The 17466-nt window shown below is 65.3% G+C and carries 14 protein-coding genes; 5 read left to right on the forward strand and 9 right to left on the reverse strand.

The window, feature by feature from the left end:
- Positions 1-52: 52 nt before the first annotated feature.
- Positions 53-1525, forward strand: coding sequence for an MDR family MFS transporter (locus ACFI9K_RS03000; RefSeq protein WP_462662173.1), 1473 nt, complete (start codon positions 53-55; stop codon positions 1523-1525).
- Between the two features lies 1 nt (position 1526).
- Here the strand turns inward: ACFI9K_RS03000 and ACFI9K_RS03005 are convergent, their stop codons facing one another.
- The 4 genes from ACFI9K_RS03005 to pdhA are packed head-to-tail and all read right to left on the reverse strand — an operon-like array spanning position 1527 to position 7151.
- The gene (locus ACFI9K_RS03005) at positions 1527-3674 is read right to left on the reverse strand and encodes a thiamine pyrophosphate-dependent enzyme (RefSeq protein ID WP_462662174.1); all 2148 of its coding nucleotides are present in this window, start codon (positions 3672-3674) and stop codon (positions 1527-1529) included.
- A gap of 37 nt (positions 3675-3711) precedes the next feature.
- Positions 3712-5010, reverse strand: a complete 1299-nt coding sequence (locus tag ACFI9K_RS03010) for a dihydrolipoamide acetyltransferase family protein (RefSeq protein WP_462662175.1) — start codon at positions 5008-5010, stop codon at positions 3712-3714.
- Positions 5011-5052: 42 nt separating this feature from the next.
- Positions 5053-6072, reverse strand: a complete 1020-nt coding sequence (locus tag ACFI9K_RS03015; RefSeq protein WP_462662176.1) for an alpha-ketoacid dehydrogenase subunit beta — start codon at positions 6070-6072, stop codon at positions 5053-5055.
- The gene (gene pdhA, locus ACFI9K_RS03020) at positions 6069-7151 is read right to left on the reverse strand and encodes a pyruvate dehydrogenase (acetyl-transferring) E1 component subunit alpha (protein ID WP_222092777.1); all 1083 of its coding nucleotides are present in this window, start codon (positions 7149-7151) and stop codon (positions 6069-6071) included. The genes ACFI9K_RS03015 and pdhA overlap by 4 nt, the downstream gene beginning before the upstream one ends.
- 134 nt (positions 7152-7285) lie before the next feature.
- On the opposite strand from pdhA, the gene ACFI9K_RS03025 reads away from it, so the two are divergent.
- Both ACFI9K_RS03025 and ACFI9K_RS03030 read left to right on the forward strand, forming a co-directional pair.
- Complete coding sequence (locus tag ACFI9K_RS03025) at positions 7286-7765, forward strand: Lrp/AsnC family transcriptional regulator (RefSeq protein WP_462662177.1); 480 nt, start codon at positions 7286-7288, stop codon at positions 7763-7765.
- Positions 7766-8021: 256 nt separating this feature from the next.
- Positions 8022-9050, forward strand: a complete 1029-nt coding sequence (locus ACFI9K_RS03030) for a Glu/Leu/Phe/Val family dehydrogenase (protein ID WP_462662449.1) — start codon at positions 8022-8024, stop codon at positions 9048-9050.
- Between the two features lie 90 nt (positions 9051-9140).
- On the opposite strand, the gene ACFI9K_RS03035 is transcribed toward ACFI9K_RS03030, so the two are convergent.
- On the reverse strand, positions 9141-10592 hold the full coding sequence (locus ACFI9K_RS03035; protein ID WP_462662178.1) for an NAD-dependent succinate-semialdehyde dehydrogenase: 1452 nt from the start codon (positions 10590-10592) through the stop codon (positions 9141-9143).
- A gap of 1 nt (position 10593) precedes the next feature.
- A complete protein-coding gene (gene gabT, locus ACFI9K_RS03040) occupies positions 10594-11958 on the reverse strand; it encodes a 4-aminobutyrate--2-oxoglutarate transaminase (protein ID WP_462662179.1) in 1365 nt (454 codons plus the stop codon).
- Between the two features lie 130 nt (positions 11959-12088).
- Here gabT and ACFI9K_RS03045 point away from each other — a divergent pair, with 130 nt between their 5' ends.
- Both ACFI9K_RS03045 and ACFI9K_RS03050 read left to right on the forward strand, forming a co-directional pair.
- Positions 12089-13579: a PucR family transcriptional regulator gene (locus ACFI9K_RS03045; RefSeq protein WP_462662180.1), complete on the forward strand. Its 1491-nt coding sequence runs from the start codon at positions 12089-12091 to the stop codon at positions 13577-13579.
- A 28-nt stretch (positions 13580-13607) separates the two neighbouring features.
- On the forward strand, positions 13608-14318 hold the full coding sequence (locus ACFI9K_RS03050; protein ID WP_462662181.1) for a YoaK family protein: 711 nt from the start codon (positions 13608-13610) through the stop codon (positions 14316-14318).
- Here ACFI9K_RS03050 and ACFI9K_RS03055 read toward each other — a convergent pair.
- The 3 genes from ACFI9K_RS03055 to ACFI9K_RS03065 are packed head-to-tail and all read right to left on the reverse strand — an operon-like array spanning position 14315 to position 17447.
- On the reverse strand, positions 14315-16000 hold the full coding sequence (locus ACFI9K_RS03055) for a flavin monoamine oxidase family protein (RefSeq protein WP_462662182.1): 1686 nt from the start codon (positions 15998-16000) through the stop codon (positions 14315-14317). The genes ACFI9K_RS03050 and ACFI9K_RS03055 overlap by 4 nt on opposite strands.
- The gene (locus ACFI9K_RS03060) at positions 15997-16818 is read right to left on the reverse strand and encodes a carbon-nitrogen hydrolase family protein (RefSeq protein WP_462662183.1); all 822 of its coding nucleotides are present in this window, start codon (positions 16816-16818) and stop codon (positions 15997-15999) included. Before ACFI9K_RS03060 ends, ACFI9K_RS03055 begins: the two co-directional genes overlap by 4 nt.
- Entirely contained in the window at positions 16815-17447 is a 633-nt protein-coding gene (locus ACFI9K_RS03065) for a helix-turn-helix domain-containing protein (RefSeq protein ID WP_462662184.1), read from the reverse strand. The genes ACFI9K_RS03060 and ACFI9K_RS03065 overlap by 4 nt, the downstream gene beginning before the upstream one ends.
- Positions 17448-17466 lie beyond the last annotated feature (19 nt).

Below are 17466 nucleotides of genomic sequence, written 5' to 3' on the forward strand. Positions count from 1 at the left end.
TATACGGAACAGTGCCCCACCCAGTGAACCGTTACCTGAAAGTGGTCGCCACATGAACTCACCCGAGACCGATCACGTACCCGAGGGGCAGCTCGAGCCGGGCAGCAGGTTGCTCATCGGCATACTCGTCATCGCGGCGTTCGTCATGATCCTCAACGAGACGATCATGAGCGTGGCGCTACCTACCCTGATGGTCGACCTGAACATCTCGGCGACGACGGCGCAATGGCTGACCACCGGTTTTCTCCTGACGATGGCAGTGGTCATTCCCGTCACCGGATTTCTGTTCCAGCGCTTCACTCTGCGTCAGGTGTTCGTCGCAGCCATGACGCTGTTCACGATCGGCACTCTGTTCGCTGCCTCCGCCCCGGGTTTCGAGCTGCTCCTGCTCGGACGCGTCACCCAGGCCAGTGGCACCGCGATCATGTTGCCGCTGTTGATGACCACAGTGCTCACCGTGGTTCCGGCGCACAAGCGCGGCGCGATGATGGGCGTGATCTCCATCGTCATCGCCGTGGCACCCGCAGTCGGTCCGACGATTTCGGGCGTCATCCTCGATTCCTTGAACTGGCGGTGGATGTTCTGGCTCGTTCTTCCGATCGCCCTCATCGCGTTCGCCATCGGGACGACTCTGGTGAAGAACGTGACCGAAACCAGTAGGCCGTCGTTCGATCCCGCATCGGTGATGTTGTCCGCCTTGGCTTTCGGCGGCATCGTCTACGGCCTGAGCAGCCTGGGGCACTCGGCCGAGGAGTCCGTGGTGCCGGTCTGGCTGCCGCTGGTCGTCGGCACCGCCGCCCTGGTCGTGTTCGTTGCCCGACAGATCTCGCGGCAGGAGCGCGGCGGTGCACTGCTGGACATGCGCCCGTTCCGTACTCCCACCTTCAGCATCGGACTCGGCATGATCGCGATTTCGATGATGGCCCTGTTCGGTGCGCTGATTCTGCTACCGATATATCTGCAGAACGTCCGCGGACTCGACACGCTCGGCACCGGTCTGATGCTGCTTCCCGGCGGACTGCTGATGGGTCTGCTCGCCCCCTTCGTCGGACGCATCTTCGACCGAATCGGACCGCGCCCGTTGGTCATTCCCGGTGCCATGGTGGTGAGCGCTGCGTTGTGGTCCATGACCGTGCTCGACGCGCACTCCGCGCTTCCACTGGTGATCGGTATTCACATGCTGCTCTCGGCGGGGCTGGCACTCATCATGACCCCGCTCATGACCTCGTCACTGGGATCGCTGCCGATCCAGCTGTACTCGCACGGCAGTGCCATCTTCAACACGGTTCAGCAGTTGGCCGGCGCTGCCGGTACCGCACTGTTCGTCACCGTGATGTCCAACACCGCAGCCGCCCGCATCGCTGACGGCGCAGATGCGGTGGGCGGTTCCGAGGCCGGCATCCATACCGCTTTCCTCTACGGCGGGGCCGTGTCACTGGTCGCGGTGGCGGCCTCGTTCTTCATCCGAGCACCGGCCGCCATCGATCGGGACGCGAGCGCTGTTCCTGCCCAACCGATCCACTGAATCAGTCGGCGTCCATCATCCGCACCGCTGCGGCAACGATCTCGTCTTCCGACAGGAGGACGAGATCGGCTGCGCCGCCCAGAGGGACGAACGAGTTCTTGCTCGAGACGCGGCCGATGGCACCGTCGTATCCACCTTCGACGAGTGCGGTGACGACGCCCTCACCCACGCCGCCGTCGTGCCGCGTTTCGTCGGCGATCAGTACCCGCTCGAAGCGAACGAGCCGGTGCAGTAGATCCTCGACCGGTAGCGGAACGATCCAGCGCAAGTCGAGGATCGTGACCGCGATTCCCCGTTCTCGCAACGTGGACGCCGCACGTCTGCTCATCCCGACGCCGTTCCCGAACGTGACGATGGCCAGATCGTCTCCGTCGAGATGGCCTGCCACGGTGCCGAAATCGGCCGGTCCTTCGTCGGCGCAGCGTAGTGCGCCGTCGCCGTCGAGCACGTCGCTGCGGTGGTAGAGCGCGATGGGCTCCAGAAACACGCTTACGCGCCCCTCCTCTACCGCGAGTGCCACACAGGTTCTCAACAGACCGGCGGCCTCGGCAGCGGAACTCGGAACCGCGACCACGATGCCCGGAATGTCGCGCAGTACGGCCACTGCGTTGTCGTTGTGGAAGTGCCCGCCGAAGCCCCGTTGATATGCCAAACCGGCGATGCGCACCACCATCCCGTTGGTGTATCGAGAGTCGGAGAAGAACTTCAGCGACGCGGCCTCACCGCGTAGTTGGTCCTCGGCATTGTGCAGGTACGCCAGATATTGAATCTCGGGTATCGGAACGAACCCCGCGAGCGCAGCACCCAGAGCAGTACCGAGCACGGTCTGCTCGTCGAGCAGGGTATCGAAAACCCGTGTTGCGCCGAACTTCTTTCGTAGCCCCTTCGTCACTCCGTACACCCCGCCCTTGACGGCCACATCCTCACCGAACACGAGCACGTCGGCTCGCGTCGACATGATGTCGGTGAGGGTTCGGTTGATCATCGCGGCCAACGTGACACGTTCGTCGGTGTCCACACCACGCAGACTGCGTGCGGTGGCAGCCACGGCACTCGGTCGCCGATCGGTGAGTGGGGCCATCACTGCATCCGCAGTGGCCAGTCGCGCCGAGGTACCCGAGCGCAACTCGTCGACGGTCCTCTCGGCCTCGCGCATGACGGTCTCGTGCATTGCCCGGTAGCGGCCCTCCACCTCGGCAGCGGTCATGATTCCGGCGTCGATCAACGCACGAGCACAGGCCAGCAACGGATCTCGCTCGTAGTCTCCGAGGATGTCTGCACTCGAACGGTAGGCCAACTCCGCGTCGGACCCGGCGTGGCCCATCAATCTCACCGTCTCGAGGTGGAGTATGACCGGACGTCGCCGGTTCCGCACCGTTGCGACGGCAGCGTCGACGGTCCGCATCAAGGCGACCGGATCACTGCCGTCGGCCCGGACGTACTCGATCGACGGGAACCGGCCGAGCGATCGCGCAATCCAACCTCGCGGCGATCGGGTGCTGATGCCGATTCCGTTGTCCTCACAGACGAACAGGATCGGCATCGGAACGCCCTGATACGCACAGTAGGCAGCCGAATTGAGCGCACCCACCGTCGTCGAATGGTTGGCGGAAGCATCACCGAAGCTGCACACCACAACAGCGTTGTCGGACCACAGAGTCGGACGTCGCAGTGCTGTCGCCCGGCCGAGCGCGAAGGCCAGGCCCACTGCGCGTGGTACCTGCGAGCCGATGGTCGAGGTCTGCGGGACGATGCCCAGATCCGGATGTCCGAACACCTTGTGGCGACCGCTGGAGATGGGATCGCGGGTCGAGGCAACCAGACTCGACAGCAGGTCCGTGATCGGTTCCGTGCCCGAATGCTGCTGTGCGCGTGCGATATAGAAGCCACCGGAGCGATAGTGCAGCAGCGCCGGGTCGGTGACCTCGGTCGCGGCACCGACTGCTGCGTTCGCTTCGTGGCCCGACGACCCGATGGTGTAGTGACCGAAGCCCTCGGCTTGTAACCAGCGGGCCGCGAAATCGAGATGCCTGCTTGCGAGCTGGGCATCGAAGTACCCGAGCAGTCGATCCGCGTCGGCGACGACCGACACACCGGGCCGGGCAGCGCGAACTTGGTTCAGAAAATACTCGTCGATCGCCTCGGCCACACGTGCACCCTTGTCTTCGTCGAGCCGAGCTGCGGAATCAGCTCAGGGCGATCATATCCATCGGAGTGCTCAGCAGCCGGCCGACGAGCGCAAGGAATTGGGATCCCTGCTGGCCGTCGACGAGTCGGTGATCGAACGACAGCGACAGCGTCGTCACCGACCGCAGCGCTATGGCCCCTTCGTGCTCCCAGGGCATACGACGGATCGAACCGAAGCACAGGATGGCTGCTTCACCGGGATTGAGAATGGGTGTTCCGGCGTCCACTCCGAACACGCCGACGTTGGTGATCGTGATCGTGCCGTCGGCGAGGTCGGCCGGACTGCTCTTCCCCTCCTTCGCCGTACGCGTCAGCTCACCCAGTGCACGCGCGAGGTCCACCAACGACAGTTCGTGCGCATCCTTGATGTTCGGCACCATCAGACCGCGCGGGGTTGCAGCGGCGATGCCGAGGTTGACGTAGTGCTTGGTGACGATCTCCTGTGCATCCTCGTCCCAGGACGAGTTGAGAGTCGGATTCGACTTCAGAGCAACGAGAACCGCCTTGGCCACCAAGGCCAGCGGAGTCAACCGCACGTCGGCGAAGTGGGACGAGGATCGGAGTGACTCCAGCAAGGTCATGGTGTCGGTGACGTCCACGGTCACGAATTCGGTGACGTGTGGCGCGGTGAATGCACTGCGCACCATCGCATCGGCCGTATGTTTGCGGACTCCCTTGATCGGCGTGCGCTCCTCGCGGCCCACCCGCGAGGGAGCCGGCTCGGCGGCTGTGTCGCCCACCTGCAAGTACGACTCGATGTCCTGACGGGTGACGTCGCCGCGGCCTCCGGTGGCGGGTACCTCGGCCAAGTCGACAGCGTTGTCCCTGGCCATCTTTCGAACCGGTGGTGCAGCGAGCGGCTTTCCGTTCTGCCCGTTCGGTGTCGACGCGACCGGCGGTGTTCCCCGACCGCCGCGTCGACTGGAGCCCTCTTTCGCCACGCCGTAACCGACGAGAACCGGAACGCGTTCGTCGTCGGCTTCTGCAGGGCCGGCCTCGCCGGTGTCCGGAGCAGTCTCGACGCCGTGCGGCACCGTCGCATCCTCGCTGTCGCCGCCGACTCGGATGTCGATGATCGGCACCCCGACCTCGACGGTGTCGCCCTCCGAGACATGCAGCGCAACAACCACCCCCGCGAACGGTGACGGTAGCTCGACGGCAGCCTTGGCGGTTTCGACCTCGGCGATGTTCTGGTTCAACTCGATCGTGTCACCGACGGCGACGAGCCAGGTCAGCAGATCGGCCTCGGTGAGACCCTCCCCGAGGTCGGGCAGCGGAAAACTCTGGATGGTGGGCATCGTCGAATCCTGTTCGGTGTCTGTCGGTGGCAGTGAGCGAGATCAGTGGGCGCGGCAGCGGTCGACCGCGTCGAGGATCCGGTCGACGTCGGGAAGATAGAACTTCTCGAGCTTCGATGCCGGGTACGGAGTACCGAAGCCGCCCACCCGCAGCACCGGCGCTTCGAGGTTGTAGAAGCAGCGTTCGGAGATTCGAGCGGCAATCTCGGAGCCGATACCCATGAATACGGGGGCCTCGTGCGTGACGACCAGCCGTCCGGTCTTGCGTACCGAGGCCTCGATGGTCTCGAAGTCGATCGGCGAGAGAGAGCGCAGGTCGATGACCTCGATCGAGATTCCTTCGAGGGCAGCGACTTCGGCGGCTTTGCGGGCAGTGGCGACGAGCGGGCCGTAGGCGATGAGGGTGACGTCGGTGCCCTCGGTGACCACCCGAGCCCGGTGCAGTGGGAACGAGGCATCGAGATCTGCGGAGTCGAGGTCGATCGGACCCTTCTCCCAGTACCGACGCTTGGGCTCGAAGAACAACACGGGGTCGTCGCTCGCAATGGCCTGCTGGATCATCGAATAGCCGTCTGCGGCATTGCTGCAGGTGACGACACGAAGGCCCGCGGTTTGCGCGAAGTAGCCCTCGGGGGACTCCGAGTGATGCTCGACGGCACCGATGCCGCCGCCGTAGGGCACGCGAATCGTCATCGGGATCTTCACGTTGCCACTGGTGCGGTAGTGCAGTTTGGCGACCTGCGAGACGATCTGATCGAAGGCCGGATAGATGAAGCCGTCGAACTGGATTTCGCATACCGGCCGGAATCCCCGCATCGCGAGGCCGACTGCGGTGCCGATGATGCCCGATTCGGCCAGCGGCATATCGAGAACGCGACCGGGTCCGAAATCCTTCTGCAGGCCGTCGGTGATGCGGAAGACTCCACCAAGTTTGCCGATGTCCTCGCCCATGAGGAGCACCTTCGGGTCGTTCTCCATCGCTCGTCGCAGACCTGCGTTGATGGCCTTGCCCAGCGGAAGACTGGTGGGTCGCTGCGGCGCGATTCTCTCCATGGTGGTCATGACACAGCTCCTTCGAATCCGGCTTGGTACGAGGCGAACTGGGCCCGCTCGTCGTCCAGGAGGGGGTGTGGATCGGCGTACACGTTGTCGAACACCGACATCGCTTCCGGTTCGACTGTTTCCAGGCACCCGCGACGCAGCTCGGCGGCAACGTCGTCGGCCGTCTGCTTCACCGAGGCGGCGAACGCGTCGTCGAACACGCCGATTCGCCTGAGCAGCTTCTCGATTCGATCGATCGGATCCTTCGCACGCCATTCGTCGTCGGTAGCACCCGAGCGGTATCGCGTCGGATCGTCGGACGTGGTGTGCGGGCCCATCCGGTAGGTGACGGCCTCGATGAGCGTCGGGCCACTGCCCTCGCGTGCGCGCGCCAGCGCTGCTCGGGTCACCGCCAGGACCGCGAGGACGTCGTTGCCGTCCACGCGCACCGACGGAATACCGAAGCCCTCGCCGCGAGCGGCGATCGTGGTCTTGGTCTGTACCGTCACCGGCTCGGAGATCGCCCACTGATTGTTCTGGCAGAAGAACACCACCGGCGCATGGAAACTGGCGGCGAAACCGAGCGCCTCGGAGATGTCGCCCTGACTCGTCGCGCCGTCACCGAAGTAGGTGATGGCCGCGCCCTCGGCACCTTCGAGCTGCATACCGATGGCGTATCCGGTCGCGTGCAGACCCTGCGATCCGACGATGATCGCCGGTGTCGTCATCCGGTACTCGTACGGGTCCCAGCCGGACAGCGTCGATCCGCGCCAGAACCGCAGCATCCGAGTGGGATCCACGCCGCGGCAGTAGGCGACGCCGTGCTCGCGGTAGCTGGCGAACACGAAGTCCTCGGTGTCGAGCGCTCGTGCGGATCCGACCTGCGCCGCTTCCTGACCGAGTAGCGGTGCCCACAGACCCAATTCGCCCTGCCGCTGCAACGCGGTGGCCTCCGAGTCGATGCGGCGGACCACGACGAGATCTCGGTACATGTCCATCATCGCGGCGGTGTCGATATCGGCGACGAGAGGCGAGTAGGTCTCGTTGCGCACCACTGTTCCCGATTCCTTGATCAGCTGAATCAGCGAGTTGGTGTTCATGGTCCTGGCACTCTCCGTCCTGATGTGATGTCCTTCACAAGGACACCACCGACATCCAGACTGCACAAGTCATGAGTTCGAAACCGAGCAGCCTGCACAATATTGAGTAACAACCGAGCTACAGAAAGTGCGCAATGACCGATTTGGACAAGACCGACGCCAAGCTTCTCCTCGCCCTGTGCGCGAGGCCCCGCGCCACCGGGGTAGAACTCGCCACGACACTGGGGTTGTCCCGAAACACCGTGCAGGCGCGCCTCGGCCGATGGGACGACAAGGGCTCACTCACTCCGATCGACCACCGCATCCCGCCGAAGTCGCTGGGTCGACCGCTGCAGGCATTCGTCACCGCGACGGTCAACCAGCACACGCTGGCGGCGGTCACGGAGAACCTCCGCACCATCCCGGAGGTACTCGAGGTGTTCGGGCTGTCCGGAGCTGCAGACATGCACATCCGCATCGCCGCCGTCGATGCCGACGACCTGTATCGCATAGCCGGTCTCATTCTCGAGATACCGGGAGTCGAGCGCACCAACATGTCCATCGCGATGTCGGAACTGATTCAATACCGCACCAAGCCCTTGCTCGAGCAGCTTGCCGAAGGAGGTCGACGCTGAGCAATCAGCCCAGCTGTGCCGGACCGATTCCGACGCCACGATGCAACATGCATGATCTCGGCGAGAGCGGTTGACCGGTGTGCACCTTCAGGACACTCTTCGACGGACATGTTCCCGGATACCACCCTTTCCGGAACCGCCGCCTCATCACCGAAAGAGACCGCCTGTGTCCGTTGTTGCCGACCACCCCGCCGCCGTAGCCGGCACCCCGCCCCACTCCCACTCCTCGACGCCGGGCGTCTTCGACCGTCCCGACCTGCCGAGCGACTCCGTCCACGAACGCGTCGTGTTCTGCCAGGATCGCGATACCGGGCTGCGCGCCATCATCGCGGTGCACTCCACCGTTCTCGGGCCTGCCCTCGGCGGAACTCGCTTCTACCCCTACGCATCCGAGCAGGATGCGTTGACCGACGTACTGCGGCTCTCCCGTGGGATGACCTACAAGGCCGCCGTCGCGGGAGTGAATCTCGGCGGTGGAAAGGCCGTCATCATCGGTGATCCCAACGTCGTCAAGACCCCCACGTTGCTGAATGCATACGGTCGATTCGTCGAGTCGCTGGGCGGAACCTACGTCACCGCGGGCGATGTGGGCACCAACAGCAACGACCTCGACATCATCGCGGAAGAGACGGCGCACGTCGTCGGCAAGAACACCACCGCGGGCGGTACCGGCGACAGCGGCCCGCAGACCGCACTCGGAGTCTTCCTCTCGCTCCGTGCGGCAGCCGAATCGGTTTGGGGCTCAGACGATCTGACCGGCAAGCGCGTCGGCGTCGAAGGCGCAGGCAAGGTCGGCTACAACCTCGTCGCTCTGCTCCGAGATGCCGGTGCCGACGTGATCGTCAGCGACTCCTACGCCCCTGCACTCGATCGCATCGCCCTGGACTTTCCCGGGGTCACCATCGGATCCGACATAATCGGTGACGATATCGACGTCTACGCACCGTGCGCCATGGGTGCCACCCTCGACGCCTCGTCGGTGGGCCGGTTGTCGGCGGCCATCGTGTGCGGCGCAGCGAACAACCAACTCCTCACACCCGACGTCGAAGCCATGCTCGCCGCGCGTGGGACGGTCTGGGTACCGGACTACGTCGCCAACGCAGGCGGCCTGATCCAGGTGGAAGGCGAACTGCGCGGCAAGGATTCGGACCAGGTGATGGCAACGATCGGGAAGATCCGAGACACCGTCACCGGCATCTTCGCCATCGCGCGCGCCGAGGGCATCCTGCTGGGGGCCGCGGCCGATCGTCTGGCCGAGGACCGGATCGCGGCTGCCCTGGGCTGAGTCCGCACCGGCATGTGTCGCTCCACTCCCCGCCCGTCGACCGAGGATGTCCGGGCCGACGGCCACGGAGTGGAGCGTCGAGTGCACGGGCTACTGGAGCGCGATGTACTTGGTCTCGAGGTACTCCTCGATGCCCTCCGAGCCGCCCTCGCGGCCGAAGCCGGATTCCTTGACGCCTCCGAACGGGGCGGCCGCGTCGGAGATGGCGCCACGATTGACCCCGACCATGCCGGTGTCCAGTGCCTCCGACACTCGCAGGGCACGGTCGAGGTTCTCGGTGTAGAAGTACGCCACCAACCCGTACCGGGTGTCGTTCGCTGCGGCCACCGCTTCGTCTTCGGTGTCGAACCCGATGATTGCGGCGACCGGCCCGAAGATCTCGTCCTGCAACAACTTCGCATCTGCCGGGATGCGGTCGAGAACCGTCGGTGTGTAGAAGAATCCGGGCCCGCTCGGTGTCGTGCCACCCGTTCGCACGCGAGCACCCTTCGACACGGCGTCGTCGACCAGTGCGGTCACCGTCCGGCGCTGCTTGTCGTTGATGAGCGGTCCGATGTCGGTGCCGTCTGCATCACCCGCACCGACCGTCAGCGCCTCGATCCGTGCGGTCAGCTTCGCGGTGAATTCCTCACGCACCGAGTTCGCGACGTAGAGGCGATTGGCTGCCGTGCACGCCTCACCACCGTTGCGCATCTTGGCCAGCATCGCCCCGTCGACGGCCGCATCGATGTCGGCGTCTTCGAACACGATGAACGGAGCGTTGCCGCCGAGCTCCATCGAGGTTCGGAGCAAACGGTCGGCTGCGTTGCGTACCAACAACTTCCCCACCCCGGTCGAGCCGGTGAAGGTGACTTTCCTCAGCCTGGGATCCTCCATCAGCGGTCCGGTGACCGCCGCGGCGTCGGAGGCCGGGAGTATCGAGAGCACCCCGCTGGGCAACCCCGCGTCGGCGAACACCTGCCCGAGCAGCAGCATCGTCAACGGAGTGTCCTCGGCCGGTTTGACGATCACGGTGCACCCGGACGCCAGAGCGGGCCCGATCTTGCGCGTTCCCATGGCCAACGGGAAGTTCCACGGGGTGATGGCCAGCACGGGCCCGACCGGCACCTTGGTCACCAGTATTCGGCCGTTCCCCGCCGGCGCAGCAGTGAAGCGGCCACCGATCCGCACGGCTTCCTCGCTGAACCAGCGCAGGAACTCACCGCCGTAGTTCACTTCGCCGCGGCTCTCCGCCAACGACTTTCCCATTTCCAAGGTCATCAGCAGAGCGAAGTCGGCGGCGCGGTCGTGCAACAGATCGAACGCGCGCCGCAGAATCTCTGCTCGCTCCCGCGCCGGCGTCGCCGCCCACGACGGCTGAGCCGCGGCCGCCAGATCGAGAGCGGCGATCCCGTCGGCCGCGGTGGCGTCGGCGACGGTGGTCAGTTCCTCACCGGTCGCCGGGTTCAGCACGGAGAATCGGCCGCCCGACGCGGACGCGGACTGCTTGCCCCCGAGCCACAGGTCGGTGGGCAGCGAGGAGATCAGATCGTGGACCGACATATCAGTTCCCCTGTGCCACTGAGCGCAGCGCGACTTCGAGGACGGTGAGCGCGTCGTCCAGCAGCTCGTCGGAGATCACCAGGGGCGGCAGCAGGCGAATGACGTTGCCGTAGGTACCGCAGGTCAGGATGATCACCCCGGCCTCGAGTGCAGCAGCAGCAACGGCTTTGGTCGCTTCCGGGTTGGGCTCGCGTCCACCCGGCACCACCAGCTCGACTGCCAGCATTGCCCCGCGTCCGCGAATGTCACCGATGATGGCGACCTCGGGAATCAGTGCGTGCAGCCGCGCCAGCACGATGCGCTCGATGTCGCGGGCGCGGACGTTGAGCTCGAGTGTCTCCATCTGCTCGATCGATGCCAGGGCGGCGGCGCAGGCAACGGGATTGCCGCCGTACGTGCCGCCGAGTCCACCGGGATGCACGGCGTCGATCAGGTCGGCGCGGCCGGTGACCGCGGCCAGAGGCATCCCGCCCGCGATGCCCTTCGCCATCGTGATCAGATCCGGCACGACGCCCTCGTGCTCGCTGGCGAACCATGCGCCGGTGCGAGTGAAGCCGGACTGCACCTCGTCGGCGATGAACACGACATCGTTCTCCCGCGCCCAGTTCGCCAGAGCGGGCAGGAAACCCTCGGCCGGGACGACGAATCCGCCCTCACCCTGAATCGGCTCGATCAGGATGGCGGCGAGATTGTTTGCGCCTACCTGCTTTTCGATGACGGAGATCGCGCGCGCGGCGGCCTGGGCACCGGTGACCGCAGACCCGTCGGCGTTCAGGCCTTCCCGGAACGGGTAGGACATCGGGGCGCGGTAGACCTCGGGAGCAAAGGGACCGAAGCCGCTCTTGTACGGCATCGATTTCGCCGTCAGCGCCATCGTCAGATTGGTACGTCCGTGGTAAGCGTGGTCGAACACGACGACGGCCGTGCGGCCGGTGGCGTGGCGGGCGATCTTGACCGCGTTCTCCACGGCCTCGGCACCGCTGTTGAACAGGACGCTGCGCTTGTCGTGATCACCGGGAGTCAACTCGGCCAACTTCTCGGAGACCGCGATGTAGCCCTCGTACGGCGCGATCATGAAGCAGGTGTGGGTGAAATGCGCGACCTGATCCTGCACGGCGGCAACGACTGCCGAGTTCGAGGCACCGACGGTGGTCACGGCGATTCCGGCACCGAGATCGATCAGCGAGTTACCGTCCACGTCGACGACCACACCGCCGTCCGCGTCGGCCACGTAGACCGGCAGGGTCGATGCCACACCTGCACCGACGACGGCCTTGCGGCGCTCCGCCAATGCCGACGACTTGGGGCCGGGAAACGCGGTGACAATCTTGCGCTCCTGCAGAAGCCGGTACTCGATCGAGGCCATGGTCGCACCTTTCATCTGGGTTTGTTCCGCAAGTATGCGACCGCCGGATTCGAGCAGCTGCTGCCTTTTCGTCTATCCCACGAGTCGATTGCACACCGTTTCGTCCACCCGAGGGTCTACAGTGCGACAGGTGAGTGTGCACATGTCCTGGCTGCTGGGTCAGCGACACCTTCGACTGAGTCATCGCGGTGGACCCGCACGCGGTTCTGCGTCCATCACCTTCGCACAGGCGACCGAGCTGACCGATCCCAGCCCGTGGCTGTCGGGCGGCGAGTTGATTCTGACGACCGGGCTGGGCTTCGACTCCGACGGTCCCGCGCTCGACACCTACGTTCGCACCCTGGCGACCGCGGGTGTCGCCTGCCTCGGATTCGGAATCGGGTTGTCGCACAGCGTCATTCCTCAGCATCTGCTCGACGCCGCCGACGACGTGGGCCTTCCGGTCGTCGAAGTGCCCTACGACATTCCGTTCGCTGCTGTCATCCGGGCCATCATGAAACGCATCTCGGAGCAGGAGTACGAGCAGGTCGTGCGCGCTGCGGCAGTGCAGAACCGCATCACCCGGGCAGCGCTGCACGGCGGCGTCGACGCGATCGTCCGCGAGCTCGCCGTCGCCACGTCGACAGCTGTGGCACTCATCGGCCGGCGCACCGAATCGTTTCATCCGACCGACGCATCCGATCTCGTCGAGCAGGCCCGCGGCATCGCCGCCAGCATCCGCCCGTCGTCGTCGCCTGCCACCGTCTCGGTCAGTGAACCCGGGCGCACGGTCAGCCTGCATTCCGTCCCGATCACCGGTAGCGCACCGACGTTCCTGGCCATTCGCACCACCGGGCCGGTGACCGGGGTCGAGCAAATCCTGCTCGGGCATGCCGTCTCGCTGGTGACGCTCGAACTCGAGAAGCCGGCGCGCTTGCGCGTCGAACAATCCCGGCTCAACACCCTGGCGCTCGGGTTACTGCTCGACGGGCATCTGACCGATCACGACAATGCGCAGATGCCCTCCTATCTGACCGAGGCGGCCGACGAGGACTCACACATCAGGGTTGCGGTGGTCCGCGGGCCATCCGAGCGCATCGTCGACGCGATCGATGCCGAGTGTCGGCTCCGTGGCCGTCCCACGTACGCCCGGACGACCGACACCGGTTGCGCGCTCCTGCTCCGAGGCTCCGATGACGCCACTGTCGTTGCCCGGCTGCTGGAATCGTTGCCCCGATCGGCATGCGCCGGCCTGAGCTCTCCGCTGCACATCAACCGGTCCCCTACGGCGCTTCGAGAGGCCTCGCTCGCCTGCGCAGCCGCCGGATCCCACGATCGCGTCGTCGAATTCTCCGGCTCGATGTTGCTGGCCTCCGAACCGGTCCAGGAGTCGCTGCGCGCTATGGCCGCGGTGACCATCGCCGTGCTGGCAGAGTACGACCGCATCCACAGCGCCGACCTGGTGGCGTCACTGCGGGCATTTCTCGAGGCCAACGGACATTGGGAAACTGCCGCCGTGCAACTGTCCGTTCACCGCCACACTCTCCGCAACCGCATCACACGCTGTGAGGAGCTGTTGGCGGTGGACCTGACGTCGGCGAGAGTGCGGGCGGAATTGCTGCTCTCTCTACTCGCAGCGTGAGTGGAGCCCTGTGTGTCAGGATTTCTCGGTGACCGCTCCGCGTCCTGAACCACATATCGCCGTTGCCACCGCGAAGTCGGTTCGGCTCGGGGTACTGCTGGCCGCGGTCGGGGGATTTCTCGACGCCTATACCTACGTCACTCGCGGTGGCGTGTTCGCCGGTGCGCAGACCGGAAACGTGGTGCTTCTCGGTGTCGATGTCGCCGGGGGTCGGTGGGTCGAAGCGTTGGCGTTTCTACCCCCGTTGACGGCGTTCGTGCTGGGCGTTGCAACCGCGGAGTTCATCGCGTTACCGGCGGTGGCAAGGATCGTGCGACGGCCGGTCCGCGCGGTGCTGGTGTTCGAGATTTTCGTGGTGCTGATCGTCGGTTTTCTTCCGGCCACAGTGCCCGACGCCGTGGTCGCGGTGATCTTGGCGCACGTGGCGGGGGTGCAGGTGACCACCTTCCGCGTGCTGGTGGATTCACCGTTCAACACCACGATGACCACCGGCAATCTCCGCAGCATGGCGATGGCGGCGTTTCATCGGGTCGTCGACCACGATCGCGAGGCCGGCACGCGGGCACGACGGTTCGCCGCGGTGATCTCCGGATTTCTCGGCGGGGCGATGCTGGGTGCCGGTGCGGTCGAGCTGTTCGGGTTACGAGCTATCTGGGTCGTTGCCCTGATGTTGACGATCGCGTTGGCTCTGTTCGTCATCGACGAGCGCGCCCCGCGGTCACTGCCGCCGAAAAGCTAGTCGCCCAACCGAAGTGGCGCGATGGCGTCGAACACGTCGCCCGGCCCGGGATTGCCCTCGGCGCACGAGCCCCCCAGGTGATGCACGACGCCCCACACCGCGTTGAGGGCCGTGTGAATCGCTCCCTCCGCCCATCCCGCGGTCCACGAGATGTCGTCGCCGGCGAGAAAGATCCCCCGGTGCCGCGGTTCGAGCTCGTCCTGCACGAAGTGGGTGAACAAACGTTCCTGATACCTGTAGTGCCCCGGCAGATTTGCCTTGAACGCACCCATGAAGTCGCGTTCGGTTTCCCAGGACAGAGTGACCGGGGTGGAGATGATGTGACTGCGGAAATCGACGCCGGGATAGATCTCCTCGAGCGATCGCAGCATGATGTTCATGCGTTCGGTCGGGTCGAGGGCCAGGAGCTTGAGCGAATCGTCGGACCAGGTGTAGGACAGGCAGATCAGTCCCGGCTTGCCCTCGCCTTGATCGAGGAGGTAGGTGCCGCGACTCATGCGGTCGGTCAGCGTCATGCTCACCAGATCCCGTCCGGTGACCGGATCCTTGTCCTTCCAGAACGGCCGATCGACGAGTGCGAACACTTTGGTCGAACCCATGTAATGGGTGCGTTCGATAGCGGTCCAGTGGTCGATGGGAAACAGATCGTCGTCACATCTGATGTTGCTCAGCAGCATCCAGCTCTGCGCAGTCACGACGGCGGCCGCGTAGGTGCGAATGTTGCCGCGGTCGTCGTGGATCGTGGTGCCGCCGTCGGTTCGCCTGATCTCGGTGACACGCGACATGGTGGTGCCCCCGTTCAGGGAGGCCACCGACGTGCCTGCGGGCCAGTGCACCATGGTCGCGGGTGAATCGGTCCACAACCGCATCGGCAGTTGCTGTGACCCGCCGACGATTCCGCGGTGGTGGTCGTCCGCGGCGGTGATGACGACGCGGAGGATCTCGAGAATGGAGTTGGGATAATCGGTATCCCAGCCACCGGTTCCGAAACCCACCTGGCCGAACAGCTCTCGCATCCGAAACGACGAGAAGTGCTCGGACGCAGCGAGGAATCCGTAGAAGGTCTGATCGTCGAACTTCACGATCAGCTCGTTCCAAATTCGCTTGATCTCGGCCACGTCGCGCCGGCGAATGGCGCGCTGCAGCGGAACCAGTTCGGCGTGCTCCTCGAGTGTCCGGTTCCACGCGTCTGCCACCTCGGCGAAGATGGGCGGCAGATCGTCGAGCTTGCGCGCGTAGTGGCTCTCGCCCTTGAGGTCGATCACCGTACTGGGGGTGGCCTCGGCCAACGGGTTCGGAAACGGCGTCGTGTCGAGTCCGACGGTGTCGAGATAGTGGAACAGCGTGGTCGACGACGGCGGAAACCGCATCGCGCCCATCTCGGCAACCACTCCCGGGTACCCGTCGAACGGCACCGAGCGCATCCTGCCCCCGATTCGATCCGATTCGTACACAACGGGTTCGAGCCCGAGTCGCAACAGTTCGCGGGCGACGACCATGCCGGCGAGTCCGCCGCCGATCACCGCGACTCGGGTACCGAGGGCCGCGTCGGGAATGCTTCCCAGGCCGGCCGGATGCGCGAGATAGTCGTCGTAGGCGAACGGGAAGTCCGGGCCGAACATCGTGAGCGGCTGGTCGTCCTCGGATTCGATCGCGCTGTCCGGGGTGACGGGTGTGGTCATCGGTCGGTCTCCTGCTCGGCCCGCGAGGGTCCTGTGGAATAGAGGTCGGTACGGCGGTCGGCCAGGTGGGTGTTGACGGCGCGTGATCGAGCGAGCTCGGCCGGATCGATGTACACAGTGAGCAGCTGCTCGTGCACGCCGGCCCGGGCCGAATCCGTTCCGTCCGGTGCGACGGCACAGGTCAGCCCGCAGTACGTCAGGCTCGCCTCGGTGCCGCATCGATTGACGTACGAGATGAACAGTTGACTCTCGTACGCCCGGGTGGGAACGACGTGAGTTGCGATGATCTCGAACGGTGTCATCAGACCGGTGGGGACGATCAACCATTGAGTTCCGGAATCGGCGTGGGCGCGGACCGTTTCGGGGAACTCGACGTCGTAACACGTGAGCAACCCGCAGCGCAGGTCTCCGAAATCGAACTGCACCAACAGTTCCGGCCCTGGAGTGAAGTGCGTCCTGTCGAGCTCTCCGAACAGATGCGTCTTGCGGTAACGCGCAACCGAGAGCCCGGATGCGTCGACCACCTGGACCGAATTGAACACCGAATCACCGCTGCTCTCGGGATATCCGTACACGATTGCGACGGAACGAGATCGCGCGATGGCTGCGATGGACTCGAAGATCGGACCGTCGAACGGTTCGGCTCGCTCGCGCACCAGATCTCCGATGTCGTAACCACTGACCGACATTTCCGGGGTGACCAGTATGGACGCCCCGGCTGCAGCTGCGGTCGCCGCGGCGGCGTCGATCGCGGCGAGGTTGGTCTCGACATCGCCGGACAGCTCCGGGCCTTGGAACAGCGCGGCCGTGACACTCACGAGGAGGACTCCGGTGTCGCCGCGGGCAACTCCTCGGGCAATGCCGGGGCCAGCACCCAAAGAACCTGCGCTCCGCCGCTACCCTCGCTGCGAAAACTGTGCGGCCGCCGGGGCGAGAAGGTGAACGCATCGCCTGCACCGAGAAGGACGTCGTCACCGCCGAAGCTGCCGTCCGGGTCCGCCTCGAAGATCACCCGCACCCGGCCGGACAACACGTGCACGAAGGTGACGTCCAACGGCAGGGTGTACGCCTCCGCACCGCTGCCGCCGCCCTCCGCGATGTCACCGAGCAGTACCTGCACGCGCCGCTCCCCCACCGGGGTCAACAGGTACTCGGTCATCGCCTCGCCGCCGAACACGATGCGCGGCAACGACTGTGCTCTTACCACGTCACCCGCCGGGGCATCGTCGAACAGGGAGCCGACCGGTACGTCGAGCGCAGCACAGACCCGCACCAACGACGCCACCGACGCGTTCACCTGATCGCGCTCGAGCTTGGACAGATACCCCTTGGTCACCCCGCACGTATCGGCGAGCGCGTCCAGGGTCAATCGCTTCTTCTGCCGAGCCTCCTTGAGGCGCGCGCCGATCCGCGGTGCATCGCTGAAAACCGACGTAGCCAGGGACACTGCTCTCGCCTCTCAGGAA

The sequence above is a fragment of the Rhodococcus sp. PSi06 genome, assembly GCF_054960675.1.

Coding starts and splice junctions, on each gene's coding strand:
- ACFI9K_RS03000 (WP_462662173.1), top strand. CDS start 53: ATGAACTCACCCGAGACCGATCACGTACCCGAGGGGCAGCTCGAGCCG.
- ACFI9K_RS03010 (WP_462662175.1), bottom strand. CDS start 5,010: ATGCCCACCATCCAGAGTTTTCCGCTGCCCGACCTCGGGGAGGGTCTC.
- ACFI9K_RS03015 (WP_462662176.1), bottom strand. CDS start 6,072: ATGACCACCATGGAGAGAATCGCGCCGCAGCGACCCACCAGTCTTCCG.
- pdhA (WP_222092777.1), bottom strand. CDS start 7,151: ATGAACACCAACTCGCTGATTCAGCTGATCAAGGAATCGGGAACAGTG.
- ACFI9K_RS03025 (WP_462662177.1), top strand. CDS start 7,286: ATGACCGATTTGGACAAGACCGACGCCAAGCTTCTCCTCGCCCTGTGC.
- ACFI9K_RS03035 (WP_462662178.1), bottom strand. CDS start 10,592: ATGTCGGTCCACGATCTGATCTCCTCGCTGCCCACCGACCTGTGGCTC.
- gabT (WP_462662179.1), bottom strand. CDS start 11,958: ATGGCCTCGATCGAGTACCGGCTTCTGCAGGAGCGCAAGATTGTCACC.
- ACFI9K_RS03055 (WP_462662182.1), bottom strand. CDS start 16,000: ATGACCACACCCGTCACCCCGGACAGCGCGATCGAATCCGAGGACGAC.